This is a genomic window from Actinomycetospora callitridis, assembly GCF_028737265.1.
In the GTDB taxonomy this organism is placed as follows: Bacteria; Actinomycetota; Actinomycetes; order Mycobacteriales; family Pseudonocardiaceae; genus Actinomycetospora; species Actinomycetospora callitridis.
The window spans coordinates 50,167-67,222 of sequence record NZ_JAQZAK010000005.1 but is presented as its reverse complement, the minus strand read 5'-3'; the positions used below and the strand labels follow the sequence as shown (position 1 = coordinate 67,222).

Annotated in this window: 18 protein-coding genes; 5 read left to right on the top strand and 13 right to left on the bottom strand. The window is 74.9% G+C overall.

The annotated features are described in order from the left end of the window. Positions 1-3 precede the first annotated feature (3 nt). The 6 genes from PH191_RS17620 to PH191_RS17595 all read right to left on the bottom strand — a co-directional run bounded on the left by PH191_RS17620 (position 4) and on the right by PH191_RS17595 (position 6,087). Positions 4-1,896 (bottom strand): diol dehydratase reactivase subunit alpha, encoded by a 1,893-nt coding sequence (locus PH191_RS17620; RefSeq protein WP_274195929.1) that lies wholly within the window; start codon positions 1,894-1,896, stop codon positions 4-6. A gap of 4 nt (positions 1,897-1,900) precedes the next feature. Further along, complete coding sequence (locus PH191_RS17615) at positions 1,901-2,515, bottom strand: propanediol/glycerol family dehydratase medium subunit (protein ID WP_274195928.1); 615 nt, start codon at positions 2,513-2,515, stop codon at positions 1,901-1,903. Beyond that, complete coding sequence (locus tag PH191_RS17610; protein WP_274195927.1) at positions 2,512-4,233, bottom strand: propanediol/glycerol family dehydratase large subunit; 1,722 nt, start codon at positions 4,231-4,233, stop codon at positions 2,512-2,514. The genes PH191_RS17615 and PH191_RS17610 overlap by 4 nt, the downstream gene beginning before the upstream one ends. A gap of 1 nt (position 4,234) precedes the next feature. Continuing rightward, a complete protein-coding gene (locus tag PH191_RS17605; protein WP_274195926.1) occupies positions 4,235-4,708 on the bottom strand; it encodes a diol dehydratase small subunit in 474 nt (157 codons plus the stop codon). Between the two features lie 92 nt (positions 4,709-4,800). Continuing rightward, complete coding sequence (locus PH191_RS17600; RefSeq protein ID WP_274195925.1) at positions 4,801-5,205, bottom strand: GlcG/HbpS family heme-binding protein; 405 nt, start codon at positions 5,203-5,205, stop codon at positions 4,801-4,803. A gap of 192 nt (positions 5,206-5,397) precedes the next feature. Then, positions 5,398-6,087 (bottom strand): GntR family transcriptional regulator, encoded by a 690-nt coding sequence (locus PH191_RS17595; RefSeq protein ID WP_274195924.1) that lies wholly within the window; start codon positions 6,085-6,087, stop codon positions 5,398-5,400. Positions 6,088-6,229: 142 nt separating this feature from the next. On the opposite strand from PH191_RS17595, the gene PH191_RS17590 reads away from it, so the two are divergent. Further along, on the top strand, positions 6,230-7,687 hold the full coding sequence (locus PH191_RS17590) for a helix-turn-helix transcriptional regulator (RefSeq protein WP_274195923.1): 1,458 nt from the start codon (positions 6,230-6,232) through the stop codon (positions 7,685-7,687). Between the two features lie 73 nt (positions 7,688-7,760). Here the strand turns inward: PH191_RS17590 and PH191_RS17585 are convergent, their stop codons facing one another. From PH191_RS17585 to PH191_RS17565, 5 genes are read right to left on the bottom strand one after another with little or no spacing between them, the layout of a single operon-like run. Further along, positions 7,761-8,750, bottom strand: a complete 990-nt coding sequence (locus tag PH191_RS17585) for an aldo/keto reductase (RefSeq protein WP_274195922.1) — start codon at positions 8,748-8,750, stop codon at positions 7,761-7,763. Positions 8,751-8,759: 9 nt separating this feature from the next. Then, the gene (locus PH191_RS17580; protein WP_274195921.1) at positions 8,760-9,761 is read right to left on the bottom strand and encodes a glycosyltransferase family 9 protein; all 1,002 of its coding nucleotides are present in this window, start codon (positions 9,759-9,761) and stop codon (positions 8,760-8,762) included. Next, complete coding sequence (locus PH191_RS17575; RefSeq protein WP_274195920.1) at positions 9,761-10,900, bottom strand: glycosyltransferase family 4 protein; 1,140 nt, start codon at positions 10,898-10,900, stop codon at positions 9,761-9,763. The genes PH191_RS17580 and PH191_RS17575 overlap by 1 nt, the downstream gene beginning before the upstream one ends. Positions 10,901-10,931: 31 nt before the next feature. Then, positions 10,932-11,297, bottom strand: a complete 366-nt coding sequence (locus PH191_RS17570; RefSeq protein ID WP_274195919.1) for a hypothetical protein — start codon at positions 11,295-11,297, stop codon at positions 10,932-10,934. Beyond that, a complete protein-coding gene (locus PH191_RS17565) occupies positions 11,290-12,171 on the bottom strand; it encodes an MBL fold metallo-hydrolase (protein ID WP_274195918.1) in 882 nt (293 codons plus the stop codon). Before PH191_RS17565 ends, PH191_RS17570 begins: the two co-directional genes overlap by 8 nt. A gap of 37 nt (positions 12,172-12,208) precedes the next feature. Between PH191_RS17565 and PH191_RS17560 the strand changes: the two genes are divergently transcribed. Genes PH191_RS17560 through PH191_RS17550 form a run of 3 tightly spaced genes read left to right on the top strand, consistent with a single transcriptional unit; the run spans position 12,209 to position 14,118 of the window. Then, complete coding sequence (locus PH191_RS17560) at positions 12,209-13,300, top strand: glycosyltransferase family 9 protein (protein WP_274195917.1); 1,092 nt, start codon at positions 12,209-12,211, stop codon at positions 13,298-13,300. Continuing rightward, a complete protein-coding gene (locus tag PH191_RS17555) occupies positions 13,300-13,617 on the top strand; it encodes a hypothetical protein (RefSeq protein ID WP_274196179.1) in 318 nt (105 codons plus the stop codon). Before PH191_RS17560 ends, PH191_RS17555 begins: the two co-directional genes overlap by 1 nt. A 54-nt stretch (positions 13,618-13,671) precedes the next feature. Then, complete coding sequence (locus PH191_RS17550; protein ID WP_274195916.1) at positions 13,672-14,118, top strand: DUF2267 domain-containing protein; 447 nt, start codon at positions 13,672-13,674, stop codon at positions 14,116-14,118. 75 nt (positions 14,119-14,193) lie between these two features. On the opposite strand, the gene PH191_RS17545 is transcribed toward PH191_RS17550, so the two are convergent. Continuing rightward, positions 14,194-14,805 carry a hypothetical protein gene (locus PH191_RS17545; protein ID WP_274195915.1) on the bottom strand — a complete coding sequence of 204 codons (612 nt, stop codon included), beginning with the start codon at positions 14,803-14,805 and terminating at the stop codon, positions 14,194-14,196. Between the two features lie 69 nt (positions 14,806-14,874). Then, positions 14,875-16,269 (bottom strand): aldehyde dehydrogenase family protein, encoded by a 1,395-nt coding sequence (locus PH191_RS17540; RefSeq protein WP_274195914.1) that lies wholly within the window; start codon positions 16,267-16,269, stop codon positions 14,875-14,877. A gap of 150 nt (positions 16,270-16,419) precedes the next feature. Between PH191_RS17540 and PH191_RS17535 the strand changes: the two genes are divergently transcribed. Continuing rightward, a complete protein-coding gene (locus PH191_RS17535; RefSeq protein WP_274195913.1) occupies positions 16,420-16,833 on the top strand; it encodes a helix-turn-helix domain-containing protein in 414 nt (137 codons plus the stop codon). Positions 16,834-17,056: the final 223 nt, after the last annotated feature.

Genomic DNA, 17,056 nt, shown 5'->3' with positions numbered 1-17,056 from the left:
CGCTCATGAGGCAGCCGCCCGACGCTGCAGCTTCTCGGGCGCCGGGCCGGCGACCATGCCGGCGTGCGCGTCCACCAGGCCCGCGGCCACGGCGTTGCGCGGGCCCTCGGTGCCGTGGACGTTGCCGATGCCGCACACGACGCCGTAGGGAGCGAGCGCGTCGGCGACCATGCCCGGGATCTCGAAGTCCAGCGCCGACCCGCCCAGCAGCACCACCGAGCCGAGCAGCCGCAGCGAGCCCTGCGGGGCGACCTGCGCGAGCGCCCGTAGCGCGTTGACGACGAACACCCGGCGCTTGGCCTCGCGGCGGACCCGCCGGACCTCCTCGAGCGGGCCGCGCACGGGCACGGCCGCGAGGCCCTCGGGGGTCACGGTGACGACCTTCGCGAAGACGTGCGGCGGCAGCGGATCGGAGAAGAACTGCACCGTGCCGTCCTCGTGGCGGATGTGGAAGAAGCTCTCGACCTTCGCCAGCGGGTGGCGCTTCACCGACTCCGCGGCGTCCCGGTCCTCGAGCCCCAGCTCCGAGTCGATGAGCTTGGTGACCAGCTCCCCGGCCCCGGCGACGTGCACCGCCGACACGGTCCCGTCCCGGTCGAGCAGCGCGGCGTCGGTGGAGCCGCCGCCCATGTCGATGATCGCGATCGGCACCGAGGTGCCCGGCGTGGTCAGCGCGCCGCGCACGGCGACCTCGCCCTCGACGCCGCCGATGATCGTCTCGCAGCCCAGCTCGTCGGACAGCGCGTCGGCCACCGCCTGCATGCGGCTGCGGCTGGTGCGCACCATCGCGGCGAGCGCGACGGCGTTCTCCCGCGAGACCTCCCCCGCGAGCCCGCCGCGCACCACGGCCGGCACGAGGGTGTCGACGGCGAGGACGTCGCGGATCCGGATCTCCGACGCCGGCTGCCCGGTCACGTCGGTCATCGTGTCGCGGACCTTCGCGAGCATGCCGCCGACGTGCGTGCCGGCCTCGCCGTGGACGTCGTCGAGCGGCGCGACCCGCCCGATCGCCTCCATGATCGCGTCCGCACCCTCGTCGACGCCGACGTCGAGCGAGCGCCCGGCGCCGGAGAGGGTCAGGGTGCCGACGGGGATGCGCCGGTCGGTGACGTCGCCGGCCGGGGTGCGGACGACGACCGCGGACCGGTTGCCCGACAGCGCCCGCGCCACCGGGGACACCTGGCGGGTCTGCTCGGCGTCCAGGTCGAACGTCGAGGCGAGCCCGTAGGAGTCCGACAGGGTGCGGATGGTGCGCCCGGGCGCGGCCACCTCGACCGCGGCGAGCATGCCCAGCGGCACCCGGTCGACCGCCGACACCTCGTCGACCACCGGGATCCGCCGTGTCAGGCGGTTGACGACGAGCACCGCGTCGTCGCCGTGCAGCACGGCCGCGACGACGTCGACGCCGCGCTCGCCGGCCGTGTTCAGGGCGTGTGCGACGTCGTCGAAGTCCGCGCCGGCCCCCACCACGACGACGACCGGGACCTCCTCCTCGACGGTCGTCAGGTCGTCGAGGGACACGGTCATCCCGACCCCGAGACCGTCACCGCCCGGGGTGTCGGGGTTGTGCCCGATCATCGTCGACTCGGTGATGATCGTCTCGGTGATCGTCTCCATCGCGAGACCGCTGATCACCGGCGTGGCCTCGTTGAGCAGGACGGTGGCGAGGTCACCGGCCGGCCGCCCGGTGGCCTCGAGGGCCCGCCGGACGGCCGTGACGGCACCGGTGGTGTTGTCCGGGGTGCCCTTGACCCCCGTCGTCCGGGTCAGCGAGGAGGCGAGTCGCCCGACCTCCCCGTCACCGACGTCGGCGATGCACGCCTCGGTCGTGGAGTTGCCGATGTCGACGCCGATCACCAGGGCGAGCGCAGCGACGGGAGGATCGACGAGGGACACGCGTTCAGTCCACCTTCGTGATGACCGGTTCGACCTCCACCGCCTCGCGGGAGTGGTCGATGCACTCGAACTCCTTGAGGTGCAGCAGCGCCGCCTTGGCCTGCCAGCGCGGGCGGGCCATCTGGTCGTTGCGCGTCGGCACCGGCTTGGGCGACTGGCCCTGCGCGTACTGCGCGGCGTTCGACCCGATCATGCGGAAGACCTCGGCGTCGAGCAACGGGGCCTGGGGGAAGAGCTCCAGGTTCGACAGCCGCGCCAGGTCGCGCTGGTGGAGCACCGTGGTGCCCCGCGACAGCACGCCCACCGCGATCCCCGAGCCCGACAGCTTGGCCCCGTGGTGCGCGATCGCCGCGAGGTCCGCGGTCTTGTAGACCTTGATCACCCGCGCCACGCCGCCGCGCTCCTCGATGCCCGCCAGCAGCTGGCGGATCACCTCGGCGTGCGGCACGTCCACGATCGTCTTCGTGAACGGGTCCCCGAAGGCCGGGGACAGCGCGATGACGACCTCCTCGGGCCGGGTGCCGCGCTCGGCGGGCCCGACCTCGTTGAGCGCGAGTGTCCGGACGGAGTCGACGGGTGCGGCCGAACCAGATGCAGCCAGATCGGATGCGGCGGTCATACGACCTCCTCCTCAGGGTTCTCGGCGGAGGTGACGTGGCGGAGCTTCTTGAGCTCTTCCCACCGCTCGCCGGTCAGGCGGTAACCGGTGCCGGGACCGGCGTAGTCGTTGGCGTCGTTGATCGCCGCCAGCGGGGTGAAGTCGCCGGTGAGGACGGCGGCGGTCTGCAGGAGGTCGCCCGAGACGCGCTGGCGCAGGACCTGCAGGTAGTTCTCCGCGACGTCGCCGAACCCGGCGCGCTCCAGGAACCGCACCAGGTCGATGCCGGTGATGCCCCGCTCCATGACGCTGCGGGCGCCCTCGAGGTCGGCGAGCACGTCGCGGTCGGGGTAGTCGTCGCTCGAGTTGGCGTAGGTCGCCGCCTCGATCTCCTCGTCGGTGATCGGCGGGAGGTCGAGCTCGGCGAACAGCGCCTGCATGGCGCGCGCGGCCTTGTTGCGCACCTGCAGGATCACGTCCTCGCGGACGTGGCGCAGGCCGCCGTCGACCTGCATGTCGCGCTGGATGACGTTCCAGTCGTCGTAGTCGTCGGTGTCGAGGTTCGACCCGGCGAACATGTTGTCCTTGTTCGGCACCGCGGAGTACCCGGAGCACACGAAGTCGGTGCCCGGCAGCATCTGCGGCAGCAGCCGGCTGGTGCGGCGCATCGCCGAGTGGGAGAACGACTGGTCGTTGCCGGAGGCGCACTCCAGGTCCATCCAGCTGGCGACGAGGTTCTCCGCCGCCACCGCACGGATGCCGCCCGGCACCGCGCCGGGCACGCCGATGCACGAGATCGAACCGTTCTGCAGGCCCTGCACCCCGGCGCCCTTGGCCATGAGGATGCAGCGGATCTCCAGGTACAGCATGGAGCGGCCCTCGGCGTTGCCCATCTGCACCTCCGACCCGGTGCCCGACGTGAAGCGCATCTTGATGCCGCGGCTGGCGTAGGCGGAGGCGAGGAACGCCTTCGACCACGGGGTGTCGTCGCCGTCGACGAACACCGACTCGGTGCCGTAGATCGAGATCGTCTCGGCGTAGGCGGTGATGCCGCGCATGCCGAGGTCGAGCTCGGTGGCCTCCTCGAGCGCGCACTGGGTGAGCACGCCGCCGCGCCCGACCTGGCCGCCGACCTGAAGGCCGATCGCCACGAGCGGGGCGTAGCGCACGACCCCGAGGGTGGTCTCCAGCTCGGCGAACCCGCGCACGGCGCCCTCGGCGGCGTCGGCCGCCACCTGGATCGGGTTGTCCTTGGCGCTCGTCGAGTGCGCCTGGTTGGCCGGGGTGCGCCGCGAGCGGGTCTTCTGGATGCCCATCATGATCTCGACGACGTTCATCAGCTTGACGACGTCGAGGATCTTCGCGGGGGTCAGGCCCCGGCCGACGGCGACGACGTCGGCGCGCGAGGTCCGCGGGTCGACGATCATCCGCGCGATCTCCACCGACTCGGTCGCCATGGCGGCCTCGCAGGTGTCGACGTCGATCGCGTGGTCGGCGATGAACGTGTCCATGAAGTCGAACTGGTCGCGGGTGCGGCCGTCGAGCTCGACGATCCGGCCGTCCTCGACGCGCACGGACGGCTGCGGGTCGAAGTCCGACTCCATCGCGACGAGGCCCTTCTCGGGCCACTCCTCGACGAAGCCGTCCAGGTTGACGGGTCGGTCCTCCAGGACCTCGGTGCGCTTGGACGTCGTCAGGGACGCGCCCGTCCCTTCGGCGCGGGGTGCTACGGCGGTCATCTCAGGCCTCCTGCGGGGCGAGCGGAGCGACGGGGGATTCTTCTTCCGCGAGCAGGTTGCGGGCCGCGTAGACCTGGGCCGCCTCGCGGACGAGGGCGGCACACGTGGTGGCGGAGTAGGTGTTCTCGAGCTTCGAGGCGATCTCCTCGAGCTGGGCCGCCGTGGAGGCGTTGGGCCGCAGCGAGTTGTACATCTCCAGGACCTCGGCGTCCGGGATGGTGGTCATCTCCGAGGCGCGCTGGAAGTTCTCGGCGAGCTGGCGGCGGCCGGCGGCCGCGGCGAGCTGGCCCTGCAGGGCCAGGGTCTCCGGGCTGATGCGCAGGTCCTCGGACGTGATGTCCCCGGCGACGACCGCGGCCATCGTCAGGTCGTCGAGGGTCTTGCCGGTGGGCGTGTGCAGCAGCTCGGGGCGGTGGACCGAGAGCGGGTAGTCCGCCGCGGTCAGGTCGGGTGCCAGATCCGGGTTCGTCGTCATGACGTCTTCTCCTTGACCGAGGTGGTCGCGGTGGGCACCACGACGTCGGCGGGGGTGGGTCGGGTGGCGGCGTGACGGGATGGGGGGGTTGATCAGGCCTTGACGGCCGCGACCGCGGCCTCGGCGACCTGGACGTCCTGCTCGGCGGAACCGGCGCTGACGCCGACGGCGCCCACCAGCTCGCCGTCGCGCTGCACGGGGATGCCGCCGCCGAAGACGACCATCCCGCCGGCGGTCTGCTCGAGGCCGTACAGCTCCGCGCCCGGCTGCACCAGGGGCATAAGCGCGGCCGTCGGGGCCTCCATGAGCAGCGCGGTCGAGGCCTTGCGTTGGGAGATGTCGATGCTGGCCCGGATGGCGCCGTCCTGGCGGGCGAACGCCAGCAGGTGGCCGCCGGCGTCGAGGATCGCGACGTTCATCGGCTGGCCGATCCTGTCCGCCTCCGCCAGGCCGGCGTCGAGCATCCGACGGGCCTCGGCCAGGGTCAGTCCCGGCATCCGGGTCACCTCCGCGCAGTGAGTGGGCGCCCTGCACCGGACCGGTCCGGGGACGGACCGGTCGGGGAGGGCGGCCGGGCACCGCCCGGCGAGGCGACGCTAGGAGCGCGGAGGCGTCCCGGACCACGGGGACATTCCCACCGGGATCCCTGGGGGATTTCCCCCAGGCCGCCCGGACGAGCGGACCGGCCGCTAGCGGCCCAGTGCGCTCGCGCCGCCGGCGCCGGCGGTACGACCGACCACCGCGCCGCGCGTGGCGTCCAGGTGCTCGCGCAGCCGCAGCACGGCCTCGTCGGCGACGCCCCGGCCGAGCGCGTCGACGATCGCCTCGTGCTGGGCGAGGATCTCGTGCGGCCGGTGGGGGCCGCGGTCCAGCGAACCGAGGTTCATGCGCAGCTGCCGGTCGCGCAGCGAGGCGTAGAGCTCGAGCAGGATCATGTTGCGGGCGCTCTCGACCAGCGTGATGTGGAAGCGCCGGTCGGCCTCGGCGAAGGCCGGCTCGTCCTCCGCGGCCAGCGCCGCCCGCTGGATGTCGAGCACCTCGTGCAGCGCGTCGGCCACCACGGCGCGGTCGGCCTCCGGCGAGCCGCAGAGCTTGGTCAGCGCGTGGCCCTCGACGAGCTCCCGGGCCTCGAGCACCGCCTCGACCTCGCTGGGGGACACCGCCACCACCAGCGCGCCGCGCTTCGGGAACAGCCGCAGCAGGCCCTCGGCCTCCAGGCGCAGGAACGCCTCCCGCACCGGGGTACGGCTCATCGCGAGCGCATCGGCGACCTGGCCCTCGGTGATGAGATCACCACCCGGGAGCGACCCGTCGAGGATGCGGGCCTTCGTGTCGCGGTACGCCCGCTCCTTCGCCGACATCCCGCCGGTCCCCGTCACCGCACCGCCCTTGCCCTCGGAGTCGCGGTGACCCTACTCTCACTTCATCGATGCATCTTGTATGCATGCGGTGACCGGTCGGAGCGGACGATCGGGACCGGTGTCGTGAGGACCGTCGCCGAGGACTCAGGGAGGGCCACCGGTGGTCGTACCGGCACTGTCCAGCGTCGTCACCGCCTCCCCCTCGGCGCCCGCCGCGCCGGACCCGCTGCTGCGACGCATCGCCGACCACCTGGGCACCCTCACCGGGGGTGACGGCTGGGTCGTGCGGGTCGACGAGGCCACCGGCACCTGGACCGTGCTCGCGGGGCCGGACGCCGAGGGCGTCGCCGTGCCCGGGAACGTCGTCGAGGAGCTCGTCGCGAGCTGCGACCCGGTGCTGGTCGACGCCCCCGGCGAGCCGGGCGTGCTCGCCGTGCCCGTCCGCCGCGGTCCGCGGGTCGTCGGCGCCTGCGTCGTCACCGCCGGGTGCGGCGGCTTCTCCCCCGCCGACCTCCACCTCGCCGAGCTGTTCGCCGACTACGCCGCCCTCGCGCTCGCCGACGGCGGCGTCCTCGCCGGCCGCACCCTCGAGCAGGCCGTGCGCGAGGAGCTCGCGTGGGTCGAGGCCCGCGGCACGACGCGCGCCGACCTCATGACCGTCGGCGCCGGGACCGTCGCCGACGACGTGGCCGACGAGGTCTTCCGCATGGTGCAGGAGGCCCTGCTCAACGTCGCGGTCCACGCCGACGCCGCGTGCGTGCGGGTCGGGCTGCTGCACGGCCCCGGCACGCTGACCGTCCTCGTCGAGGACGACGGGCGCGGGTTCGACGCGGGCGCCCAGTCACGCCGCCGCGTCGAGGCCACCGGGGCACAGCTCGGGCTGCGCGCCATGGCCGCGCGGGCGCGCCGGCTCGACGGCGAGCTCGAGATCGACAGCGCGCCGGGCCGCGGCGCGCGCCTGCGGCTCACCGTGCCCTGCACGGCGGGCCCGGTGCCCGCCCCCGGCCGCACGCGCACCGGCGTCGTGGTCGCCGCGCGGCGTCCCGTCGTCCGGGCGGGCGTCGTCCGCCTGCTCCAGCTCGGCGCGCCCGGGCTGGGCATGGTCTCCGAGGTCTCGCCCACCGGCAGCGCCCACGACCTCGCCGGCGCCTGTCGCCTGCTCGGCCCCGACGTCCTGGTCGTCGAGCACGACCTGCTCGGCGACGACCTCGTCGCCCAGCTCGACGCCCTCGCCGCCCTGCCCGATCCCCCCGCCGTCGTCCTGCTCGCCGACCACTGTCCCGACGACCGCCTGCGCGCCGCCGTCGCCGCCGGCGTGAAGGGCTGCGTCGACCCGGACGCGGGCGCCGAGCGCCTCGTCGCCGTCGTGACCGCCGCCGGGCGCGGCGAGAGCCTGCTCGCCGACGACCAGCTCGGCCGTCTCGCCGCCCCGCCCCGCCCGGCCGCCGGCATCACGCCCCGCGAGACCGAGGTGCGCCGCCTCGTCGCCCGCGGGCTCACCGATCGCCAGATCGCCCGCGCCCTGGCCATCTCGGCCAAGACCGTCGAGAAGCACGTCGGGTCCCTGCTGCGCAAGACCGGCACGCACAACCGGACGATGCTGGCGCGGTTGGGCTGAGCGTTCTCCTGGTTCTGCAACGAACGCGCTGTTCGCTGCTTCTACGCGCGCGAACTCCCCGTTCGCTCCGGGTCTACCCGACGCCGAGCTGCGCGCGGGCGATCCCGGTGAGCGCCGAGAAGCCCCCGACCGGCCGAAACGACTCGGCGGCCACGGTGAGCGCGAGGTACTCGTCGTCGGTCAGCGTGATCTCCGCGGCCGCGCAGTTGCTCTCGAGCTGGGCGACGCTGGACGCGCCGGGGATGGCGACGACCACCGGGTGGTGGATGGTCCAGGCCAGCGCGACCTGCGAGGGTGTCGCGTCGTGCGCGTCCGCGACGGCGCGCAGCGTCTCGATCAGCGGCGTCACGCGGCGCAGGCTCTCGGGCAGGAAGACCGGGTTGAGCGAGCGCACGCGGTTCGCGGGCCGGTGGTCCGCGTCGAACTTGCCGGACAGCAGGCCCTGGGCGAGCGGGCTGTAGGCGAGGATCGCGCGCCCGGCGGTGCGGGCGTAGGGCAGCAGCTCCTTGTCCGGCCCGCGGGAGACGAGGCTGTACTGCACCTGGTTGGAGATCACCTGGCTGCCCAGCGCGGTCTCGGCGCCCTGCCAGCGGTCCAGCGAGTAGTTGCTGACGCCGACCTCGTCGACGACGCCCGCGGCCTGCAGGGTCCGCATGCCGGCCATGGTCGTGCCGTCGCCGACCACCGGGTTCGGCTGGTGGACCTGGTAGAGGTCGAGCTTGCGACGCAGCCGGGCGGCGCTGGAGGTGCCGCGCTGGACGACGACCTGGTCGACGGGCAGCACCGGGAAGATCTTCGACGCGACGACCGTGGTCTGCGGGTCGGCATCGGCGCGGTCCAGGGCGTCGCCGAGGATGCGCTCGCTGCGCCCGAGGCCGTAGACCTCGGCGGTGTCGAAGACCGTGACACCGAGCTCGAGGGCGCGTGCCACGATCTTCGCGGCCTCGCTGTCGGGGCCGGCGGCGTAGTCCTGCCCGTACCCCCACTCGCGGGAACCGAACTGCCAGGTGCCCAGCCCGATGGCCGACCACTTCTTCGCCGTGGGGAGATCGAGGTAGCGCATCTCCCCGTTCTACCCGTCGGCGAGCACGGCCCCGCGCACACGGTCGACGGTGAGATCGAGCAGACAGGCGGGCTCGGGCGCGAGCGGGCAGGTCGCCTCCCACCAGCAGACCTGCTCGGTGATGGCCGTCGGCATGCGGTGCGGGCACTCCGGGAGGCCCTGGAGGTTGACGCCCTCCTCCAGGCCGTAGCGCGCCGCGGCCGTGGGACCGAAGAGCGCGACCGTGCGGGCGCCGACCGCCGCGGCCAGGCGCACCGGGCCGGTGTCGGGGCCGACGACGACCCCGCCGGCCTCCGCGACGGCGGCGAACTGCGCGGCGAGGCCGCGGAGGTCGGTCGGGGGGAGCTCCTCGGCGCCGTCGACGGGGCCGATCGAGAGGACCGGGCCGGGGAGGGAGCTCGCGAGCCCCGCCCAGCGGCGGGCGGGCCAGCGCTTGACCGCCATGCCGGCGTCGGGGACGAGGACGGTGGGCGGGGTCTCGTCTCTCGCCGGCTGAGGATGCGGATTTCCTGGCGTTGAGTGCCAGCGTGGACGCAGGGCTTGCACGAGCGTGTGCCCTCCGGCGGCGAGCTCGGCGGGGTCGAGGACGACGCGGGGCGGGCGGATCGTGTCGGCGATGGCGCCCTCGGCGGCGAGGATCCGCTGGTAGCGCTCGCCCACCAGCTCGTCGGGCGGCGGGTTGCGCCAGAGGTTGCTCACCGCGCGGGTGCCGCGGGCGGCGGCGTCGGTGTCGACGAGGTCGCCGATACCGTCGAAGCGGGTGGTCGTGACGGTGAGGTCGGGTGCGAGGTCGGCGAGCGCCGCCTCGACCGCGGCGCGCTCGTCGTGCTTCTCGGCGGTGCGAACCGCGGCCACGGCCGGGTCGCGCGCCAGCAGCGGGGCCCCGGGCGCGTGGGTCAGGACGGTGAGTTCGGCGTCGGGGTGCGCCTCGGCCAGCGCGTGCACGCTCGGCAGCACCATGATCAGGTCACCGAGCCCGCCGAGGAGGTCGATCACGAGGACCCGGCGCACTACGGGAGCACCGCCCGGTAGGTGGCCACGTGCGACGCGGCGAGCCGGTCCCAGTCGCGGCCGCGGACGAGGCGGTGCCCGCCGGCCGCGACCCGCGCGCGCAGGTCGTCGTCACCGAACAGACGGCGCAGCCCGTCGTGCAGGACGTCGGCGTCGCGCACCTGCGGGGCGATCACCACGGTCTCGCCGTCGGCGAGGTCGGGGTCCTCGGGGGCGTCGGGGCGGCGGGTGACCAGCGTCGGGAGCCCGTGGTCGAGTGCGGCGAGCAGCGCACCGCTCTTGAGCGTCGCCCCCGCGGTGAACGGGAACGCCGCGACGTCCGCGGCCTGCAGCGCGGCCGAGACCTCGCCGGCGGGGCGGTGCCCGGTGATCGTCACGCGGTCGGTCGCGCCCGCCGCCGCGATGTGCGCGGTCAGCTCGTCGCGGAACGCCGCGGCCTCGTCCTCGGGCAGGGCGAGCGAGGTGAACCCGCCGAGGACCAGCAGGTGCAGCCGCGGACGCTCGGCGGCCAGGCGCGCGACGGCGTCGACGAGGTAGCGCAGGCCCTTCACCGGGTGCACGAAGCCGAAGAAGACCACGAGCTCGGCGTCCGCGGGCACGCCGAGGGCGCGCCGGGTGGTGGCCCGATCCGGGGCGTCCGGGTCGACCTCGACGTTCGGCAGCAGCGGGGCGCGGCCGGCCTCGACGCCGAGGCGGTCCCGCAGGGTCGCGGCGTGCTCGCCGTTGGTCGTGAGCACCGCCGCGCTGCGCGGGACGAGGCGCCCGGTCTCCCGGTCGGCGAGGCGACGGCGCTCGAGGAACGACCACACGCCGTCCGGCACCCGGGGCGCCCACGACCACCAGCCGTACTCGTGCAGCGTCGTCACCAGCGGCATCCCCGCGAGGTCGCCGAGCAGCCCCGGGGCGCCGGAGAACCCGAACGCCGACGGCGCGAACTGCACGTGCGCGACGTCCGCGCCGCTCGCCCGCAGCGACCGTGCCGCGCGCAGCAACCCGCGCGCCCCCGGGTCGACGGGCACGTCGACGACGTCCACGCCGTGGCGGTCGAGGGCCTGCGCGAGGTGGACGGTGTAGTCGGCGACGCCGTCGTGCGCGGGGTCGGCGCGCCCGTGGACGAGCGCGACGCGGAGGTCTGCCACCCGCCGTCGGTACCCGATCCCGGCCGTTCGCTCACCAGAAGCTGACACGTACCCCGACCGGCCAGAACGGGTCCGGCGGGTGGTCCCGGTCGTTCAGCACCACCTCGAACCACGTGTAGCCGTACTCCTCGGGCGCCGCGTCGAGGGTGAACACGAACCGCAGGACGACGTCACCCCCGCCGGGCTCCCGGGCGGCGGGGACCTCGAGCGTGACCAGCTCGAAGCTTCCCCGCTCCGGCGCGAAGCCGTCGTGCAGCCATCCCCGGAGGAACCCGAGCGCCCGCTCGGTCAGCGCCGGTCCGCGGGCGAGCGCCCGCTGCGCCAGGGCGTCGCGGGAGGCGTCGCCGGAGACGAGGACCTCGACGCCGTCGGCGGTCTCGGACCGGCGCTCACTCATCGGCGGGCACGTAGATCGAGCACGCGTCGAACACGGCCTCGCGCACCGGGTCGGCGTCGCAGTCGCGCGCCGGGCGCAGGACGGGCCCGTCGACACCGCCGGCGAGCAGGCGCGCGAAGGCGTCGGCGACCTCGCGCAGGTAGGCGCCCTCGGCGACCGCGCGGCCGAAGTGCGCCATGAGGACGAGGTGGACGTCGAGCTCCGCCAGCCGGGCGGTGGACGCGGCGAACGCGGGGAGGTCGGCCTCCGGGGCCTGCGCGTAGGTCGGGCCGGTGTTGACCGTGTCGCCGGCGAACAGCAGGCCGGCGCGCTCGTCGAGGAAGCAGACCGAGTCCGGGCTGTGGCCCGGCGTGTGGAGGACGCGCAGCTCCCGGCCGCCGAGGTCGACGACGTCCCCGTCGGCGAGGAGGTCGGGCGTGGGCGCCGGCCCGGGCGCCCAGGTGGTCTCGTCGACGCCGGGCGGCAGCGGGCGCGGGTCGGAGTCGGCGGAGAGCAGGTGGAGGAAGTCGCGGTCGAGCGCCCGGTAGGCGTCGGCGGCGGCGAGCATCCGGCGGGTGTGGGCGAGGTAGCGGCGCCGCTCGGCCGCGCTCGCGCCGGCCGTCAGCTCGGCGACCCCCGCCGGGTGGATCGCGACGCGGGAGAACTCGGCGTCGCCGCCGACGTGGTCGAGGTGGGCGTGGGTGTGCACGACGTCGACGGGCCGGTCGGTGAGCGCCTCGACGACCGGGCGGATCGGGGCGATCCCGAGCCCGGAGTCGACGAGCACCGCGCGGTCGCGCCCGGCGACGAGCCACGAGTTGACGTGGCCGGGCTCGGCGACCAGCCAGACGCCGCGGGCGACGGGCCGCGCGTGGAACCAGGGCGACCAGCTCACGGGGTGAGCCTGCCAGCACCTTCGGGTACTCGTCGCCGTGCCCGACCTCCCCGCCGACCTCCGGCACCCCGCCGCGCACCGCCCAGGGTACGGCGACCCCGAGTGGTCCTCGATGCGCCGCATCCTCGTCGTGCGTCCCGACAACGTCGGCGACGTCCTGATGACCGGTCCCGTGTTCCGGGCGTTGCGCGCCGCGGCGCCGCACGCGTCGCTCGACCTGCTCGCCTCCCCCGGCGGCGCGGCCGCTGCCGCCCTGCTCCCCGAGGTCGACGACGTCGTCACCGCCTCGGTGTCCTGGCAGCAGCTCGACCTCGTCCCGGGCGCCGACCCGGACGCCGACCTCGTCGCCGAGCTCACCGCCCGCGACCACGACGCCGCGATCGTGCTCACGTCGTTCTCGCAGTCGCCGTGGCCGGCCGCCGAGCTCGCGCGCCGCGCCGGCATCGGCGTCCGGGTGGGCACGTCGAAGGAGTTCGGCGGCGCCCTGCTGACCCACTGGGTGCCGGCCCCGCCCGACGAGGTGCACCAGGTCGACCGCATGCTCGGGCTGCTCGCCGCCGTGGGCGTGCCGTCGCAGGGGCACACGTTGCACGCCCGCGTCCCCCTCGACGCCCACGTCCCCGCCGCGCTCGACCTCGCCCGCTACGCCGTCGTGGCCCCCGGTGCGAGTTGCCCGTCGCGACGCTGGCCCCCCGAGCGGTTCGCCGCCGTCGTCCGGGGTCTCGCCGAGGACGGGCTGACGGTCGCGGTGACGGGCACCGAGCGCGAGGCGGAGCTCGTCGCGGCGGTCGCCGGCGACGTGGGGCTCCCGGTCACGGGCCTGGAGCTCGGCGACCTGGCGGCGGTGCTCACCGACGCCGAGGTCGTCGTCGCCAACAACTCCGGGGGCGTGCACCTCGCCGACGCCGTCGGCGCACCGGTGGTCGAGCTGTTCGCCGGCACCGAGACCGTCGACCAGTATCGGCCGCGCTCCACCCGCGCCGAGGTGCTCACGCGTCCCGTGTCCTGCAGCCCGTGCCGCCAGCTCGTGTGCCCGTTCGACCAGGAGTGCCTGGCGATCGGCCCCGACGAGGTGCTCGCGGCGTCCCGGCGCCTGCGCCGCGTGGGCATGGATGTGGACGTGGCGTGATGGTCGAGCACACCGACGACGGCCACCACGTCGTGATCGACGGACGGCGCTGGCGGGCGACCGATCCGCTGATCCCCGAGGACGACGCCTCGGTCCTGCGCCGTTGGCTCATGGCCGCGCGCCGGGACGTGGGCACCGCGAAGCGCGCGGACGACGCCGACGCGGAGGCGTCCGCGCGGGCTCGGGTGCACGCGGCGAAGACCGCGCTCGGCGAGCGGGGCCCGGAGTGGTGGGAGCAGACCGAGGCCCAGCGCCGCGACCGCTGGACCGAGGGAGTGCGACGCGCCGGCGACGAGGGGTTTGCGCCCGCCTCCTGAGTGGGTGCCCGTGTCCGGAGAAGAAGCAGTCACGAGCTGGAGGCACGAGAAGACATGACCACCCCGCCGGTGCAGTCCGACGAGAACCCCGACGACCCGAACCCGGCGCGCTCCAGCGCCACGCTCGCGGCGTTCACCGGGCAGGTCCAGCGCCGGATCGGGCTGGAGACGCAGTCCGAGGCCGAGGTGCTGGTCCGCGCCACGCTGAACGAGCTGGGCAAGGCCATCAGTTCCGGCCTCGCGCAGGACCTCACGGTCAGCCTGCCCCCCGAGCTCTCCGCGGAGCTCCGCGCCCAGCGCCCGAAGGACGATCAGGCCCGCTCCGTCACGAAGGACGCCTTCGTCGACGCGGTCTCGGGGCGTGTGACGTCCGTGGACGCGGAGAAGGTCGAGCACCAGGTGGAGCAGGTGCTGCACCTGCTGCGCGAGTGGCTGCCCGAGGACCAGGTCGACCGGACCCTCGAGCAGCTCCCGGGCGACCTCGTCGCCCTCGTGCGCTGAGGCCACCGACCCCGACTTGGGTGGCGGAACCCGCGCTGAGCGCGGGTTTCGCCACCGAGGTATGTCCTGGACCGGTCAGCCGGCGCCCCTGGTGAGGCGCGGCTGCTGAGCGCCGCCACCCTGACCGCCGTCATCCTGACCGTCGCCACCCTGACCGCCGCCGGTGCCGCCGCCGGTCTGGCCGCCGCCACCCTCACCGCCGCCGTGACCGCCACTACCGCCGCCGCCGGCGCCGCCGCCCTGGCCCCCGCCGGCCGGCGGCTCGACCGGCGCCGGGGCCACGGGCTCGGGCTCCGGGACGACGGGCACGACCGGGGTCGGGCGGGTCGTCCGGCGGGCGGTGGTGGTCTCGTCGTCCACGGTCCGGCGCGGTGAGCGCGTGGTCGTGCGCGTCGTCGTCTCGCTGGTGTCCGTCGTCGTCGCCTCGACCGAGGTCGGCGTGCCGAGCACCGGCACGACAGGCGGTGGCGGGACCGCGAGCGAGGCCTGGGGCCCGGCGACCATCGACAGCATCGGCGTCGCGCCGGTCGCGACGCCGACCCCGAGCACGCCCGTGACCGTGGCCGCGACGCCCAGCACCGACCGGCTCAGCACCAGCGGCCACCGCGGTGCCGGGCGCGGACGAGCCGGCCGGGCGAGTGCGGCCGTCGGTGCGGCGGCCGTGACGGCGTCGTCGTCATTGGTCACGTCGGGGCAACGACAGCACCCGTCCGGGGGTCACGGGTCGATCAACACGTACTCAGCGTCAGCACTCGCTCACGGGAGTGGCGACCAGTGGACCACCTTGGTGGTGGTCATCTCGTCGAGGAGCTCCGGGCCGTAGCCGAAGCCCGACCCCGACACCCCGCGGGGCTCGGCCGCCCCGCCCGGCGCGCCGCCGAACACCGCATTGATCTTCACGGTGCCGACGGGGAGCTCGCGCCAGGCCTGCTGGGCGTGGGCGATGCTGCCGGTGAGCACGGTCGCGGCGAGTCCGTGCGGGTCGTCGACGGCCTCGGCGAGCCCGTGGGCGAAGTCCTCGACCACCCGGACCGGCGCGACCGGCCCGAAGGTCTCCTCGCGCAGGATCGTCATCGCCGGCGTGAGCCCGGAGAGCACGGTCGCCGGGTAGAAGGCACCGTCGCCCTCGGGCACGAACCCGCCCGCGTGCACCCGCGCGCCGTCCTCGATCGCGGCGGCGACGTGGGAGTGGACGTGCTCGCGGTGCCGGCGGTCCACCACGGGGCCGAGGGCCTTCTCGCCCGCCGCCGAGGGCCGGTAGACCCAGCGCGCGGCCTCCTCGGCCAGCGCGTCGAGGAACGGCTCGGCGATCGCGGCGGCGCAGTAGATGCGCTCGACGGAGACGCACACCTGGCCGCCGTTGGCGTAGGAGCCGAGCGCCGCCTGCTCGGCGGCCCAGCGCGGGTCGACGTCGGCGTCGACGACGAACGGGTCGTTGCCCCCGTTCTCCAGCAGGACGTGCGCGCCGGTGCCGGCGGCGGCCTGGCGGATGGCGCGCCCGGCGTTGATGGAGCCGACGTGGGCGACGAGGTCGATCGACGGGTGCCCGGACAGCGCGGCGCCGGTCGGGCCGGCCCCGTCGACGATCTCGAGGACGCCCTCGGGCAGGAAGGACGCGACGAGCTCGGCGAAGCGTCGTCCGAGGTGCGGGCAGCGCTCGCTGGGCTTGTGCACGACGGTGTTGCCGGTGACGAGCGCCGCACCGATCAGGCCCCCCGCCACGGCCACCGGGTCGTTCCACGGCGTGATCACCGCGGCGACCCCGCGGGGCTCGGGGACCATGAGGTCGGTCGCGTCCCACGAGCCCTGCAGCGAGCGTCCGCGGTGCAACGGGCCCAGCTCGGCGTACTGCTCGAGCGTCCCGGCCGCGGCCAGCACCCCGCCCAGGGCGTCGTCGTAGGGCCGCCCGGTCTCGGTCTCGTTGAGGCGCGCGAACTCCTCGGCGACGCCCCGCAGCGCCCCGGCGGCGTCGCGCACCAGGCCGGCGCGGTCGCCGGGCGCCGTGCGGGCCCAGGCGTCGCGGGCGGTGCGCGCCCGGCCCACGGCGGCGTCGACCTCGTCGGGGCCCGCGGGGCGGACGCTGCCCACGAACTCCCCCGTCGCGGGGTCGTGGATCTCGATGGCGGTCTCGACGTCGGACGCTGTGCTCATGGGGCCGGGGGTTCCACCTCGAGCTCCCGGGTACGCCTCGTCCGGCCAGGAGCCGAGGCGCCGGACGGCCGGCGTCCCACCTGGCTCCTCCGCCGGGGGCCCGGACCCGGGTAGCGTGCGGCGCGGACGCCCGGTAGGAGAAGGCGACGCATGACTCTGGACCGCCTGGATGATCCCGACCACCCCGCCTACGGCATGGGTCAGGCCGCGCAGCTGCTGGGGGTCACCGCCGCGTTCCTCCGGAGCCTGGACGCCGCGGGACTGGTCAGCCCGTCCCGTTCCGGGGGCGGACACCGGCGCTACTCCCGCAACCACCTCGCCCGGGTCGTCGCACTGCGCGAGCTGACCGATCACGGCCACACCCTGGCCAGCGCCGCGACGATCCTCGATCTGCACGCCGACCTCGCCGAGGAGCGCGCCCGGCACGCCGCCACCACCGAGGAGCGCGACCGGGCGCGCCGCGAGCGGGACACCGCGCTCGACGAACGGGACACCGCGCGCCGGCAACGCGACTCGGCCCGCCATGGGCGCGACCATGGCCACGGCAACGGATCTCGGGGTTGAACGAGCGAAAAGCTCCAACTAAAGTTGTAGATATCTCGCAGATCGTGGCGAGAACGCTGGAACCGGTGAGAGTGGCGACCGGAGGAGTGTTCGTCATGACGGTCGACGTGCTCGACGAGGCGCAGGGCCTCGGGGAGACACCGCGACGCGGTCGCGGGAGTGACCCGGCCCCCGAGCCCCTGGTGGTGATCGACGGGGGGCCCGCCGTGGACCAGGCCGTGTT

What these genes read in the sequence shown, in the direction of transcription:
- PH191_RS17615 (WP_274195928.1), bottom strand. Translation starts at nt 2,515, where the DNA reads ATGACCGCCGCATCCGATCTGGCTGCATCTGGTTCGGCCGCACCCGTC.
- PH191_RS17610 (WP_274195927.1), bottom strand. Translation starts at nt 4,233, where the DNA reads ATGACCGCCGTAGCACCCCGCGCCGAAGGGACGGGCGCGTCCCTGACG.
- PH191_RS17605 (WP_274195926.1), bottom strand. Translation starts at nt 4,708, where the DNA reads ATGACGACGAACCCGGATCTGGCACCCGACCTGACCGCGGCGGACTAC.
- PH191_RS17600 (WP_274195925.1), bottom strand. Translation starts at nt 5,205, where the DNA reads ATGCCGGGACTGACCCTGGCCGAGGCCCGTCGGATGCTCGACGCCGGC.
- PH191_RS17585 (WP_274195922.1), bottom strand. Translation starts at nt 8,750, where the DNA reads ATGCGCTACCTCGATCTCCCCACGGCGAAGAAGTGGTCGGCCATCGGG.
- PH191_RS17570 (WP_274195919.1), bottom strand. Translation starts at nt 11,297, where the DNA reads ATGAGTGAGCGCCGGTCCGAGACCGCCGACGGCGTCGAGGTCCTCGTC.
- PH191_RS17555 (WP_274196179.1), top strand. Translation starts at nt 13,300, where the DNA reads ATGGTCGAGCACACCGACGACGGCCACCACGTCGTGATCGACGGACGG.
- PH191_RS17550 (WP_274195916.1), top strand. Translation starts at nt 13,672, where the DNA reads ATGACCACCCCGCCGGTGCAGTCCGACGAGAACCCCGACGACCCGAAC.
- PH191_RS17540 (WP_274195914.1), bottom strand. Translation starts at nt 16,269, where the DNA reads ATGAGCACAGCGTCCGACGTCGAGACCGCCATCGAGATCCACGACCCC.
- PH191_RS17535 (WP_274195913.1), top strand. Translation starts at nt 16,420, where the DNA reads ATGACTCTGGACCGCCTGGATGATCCCGACCACCCCGCCTACGGCATG.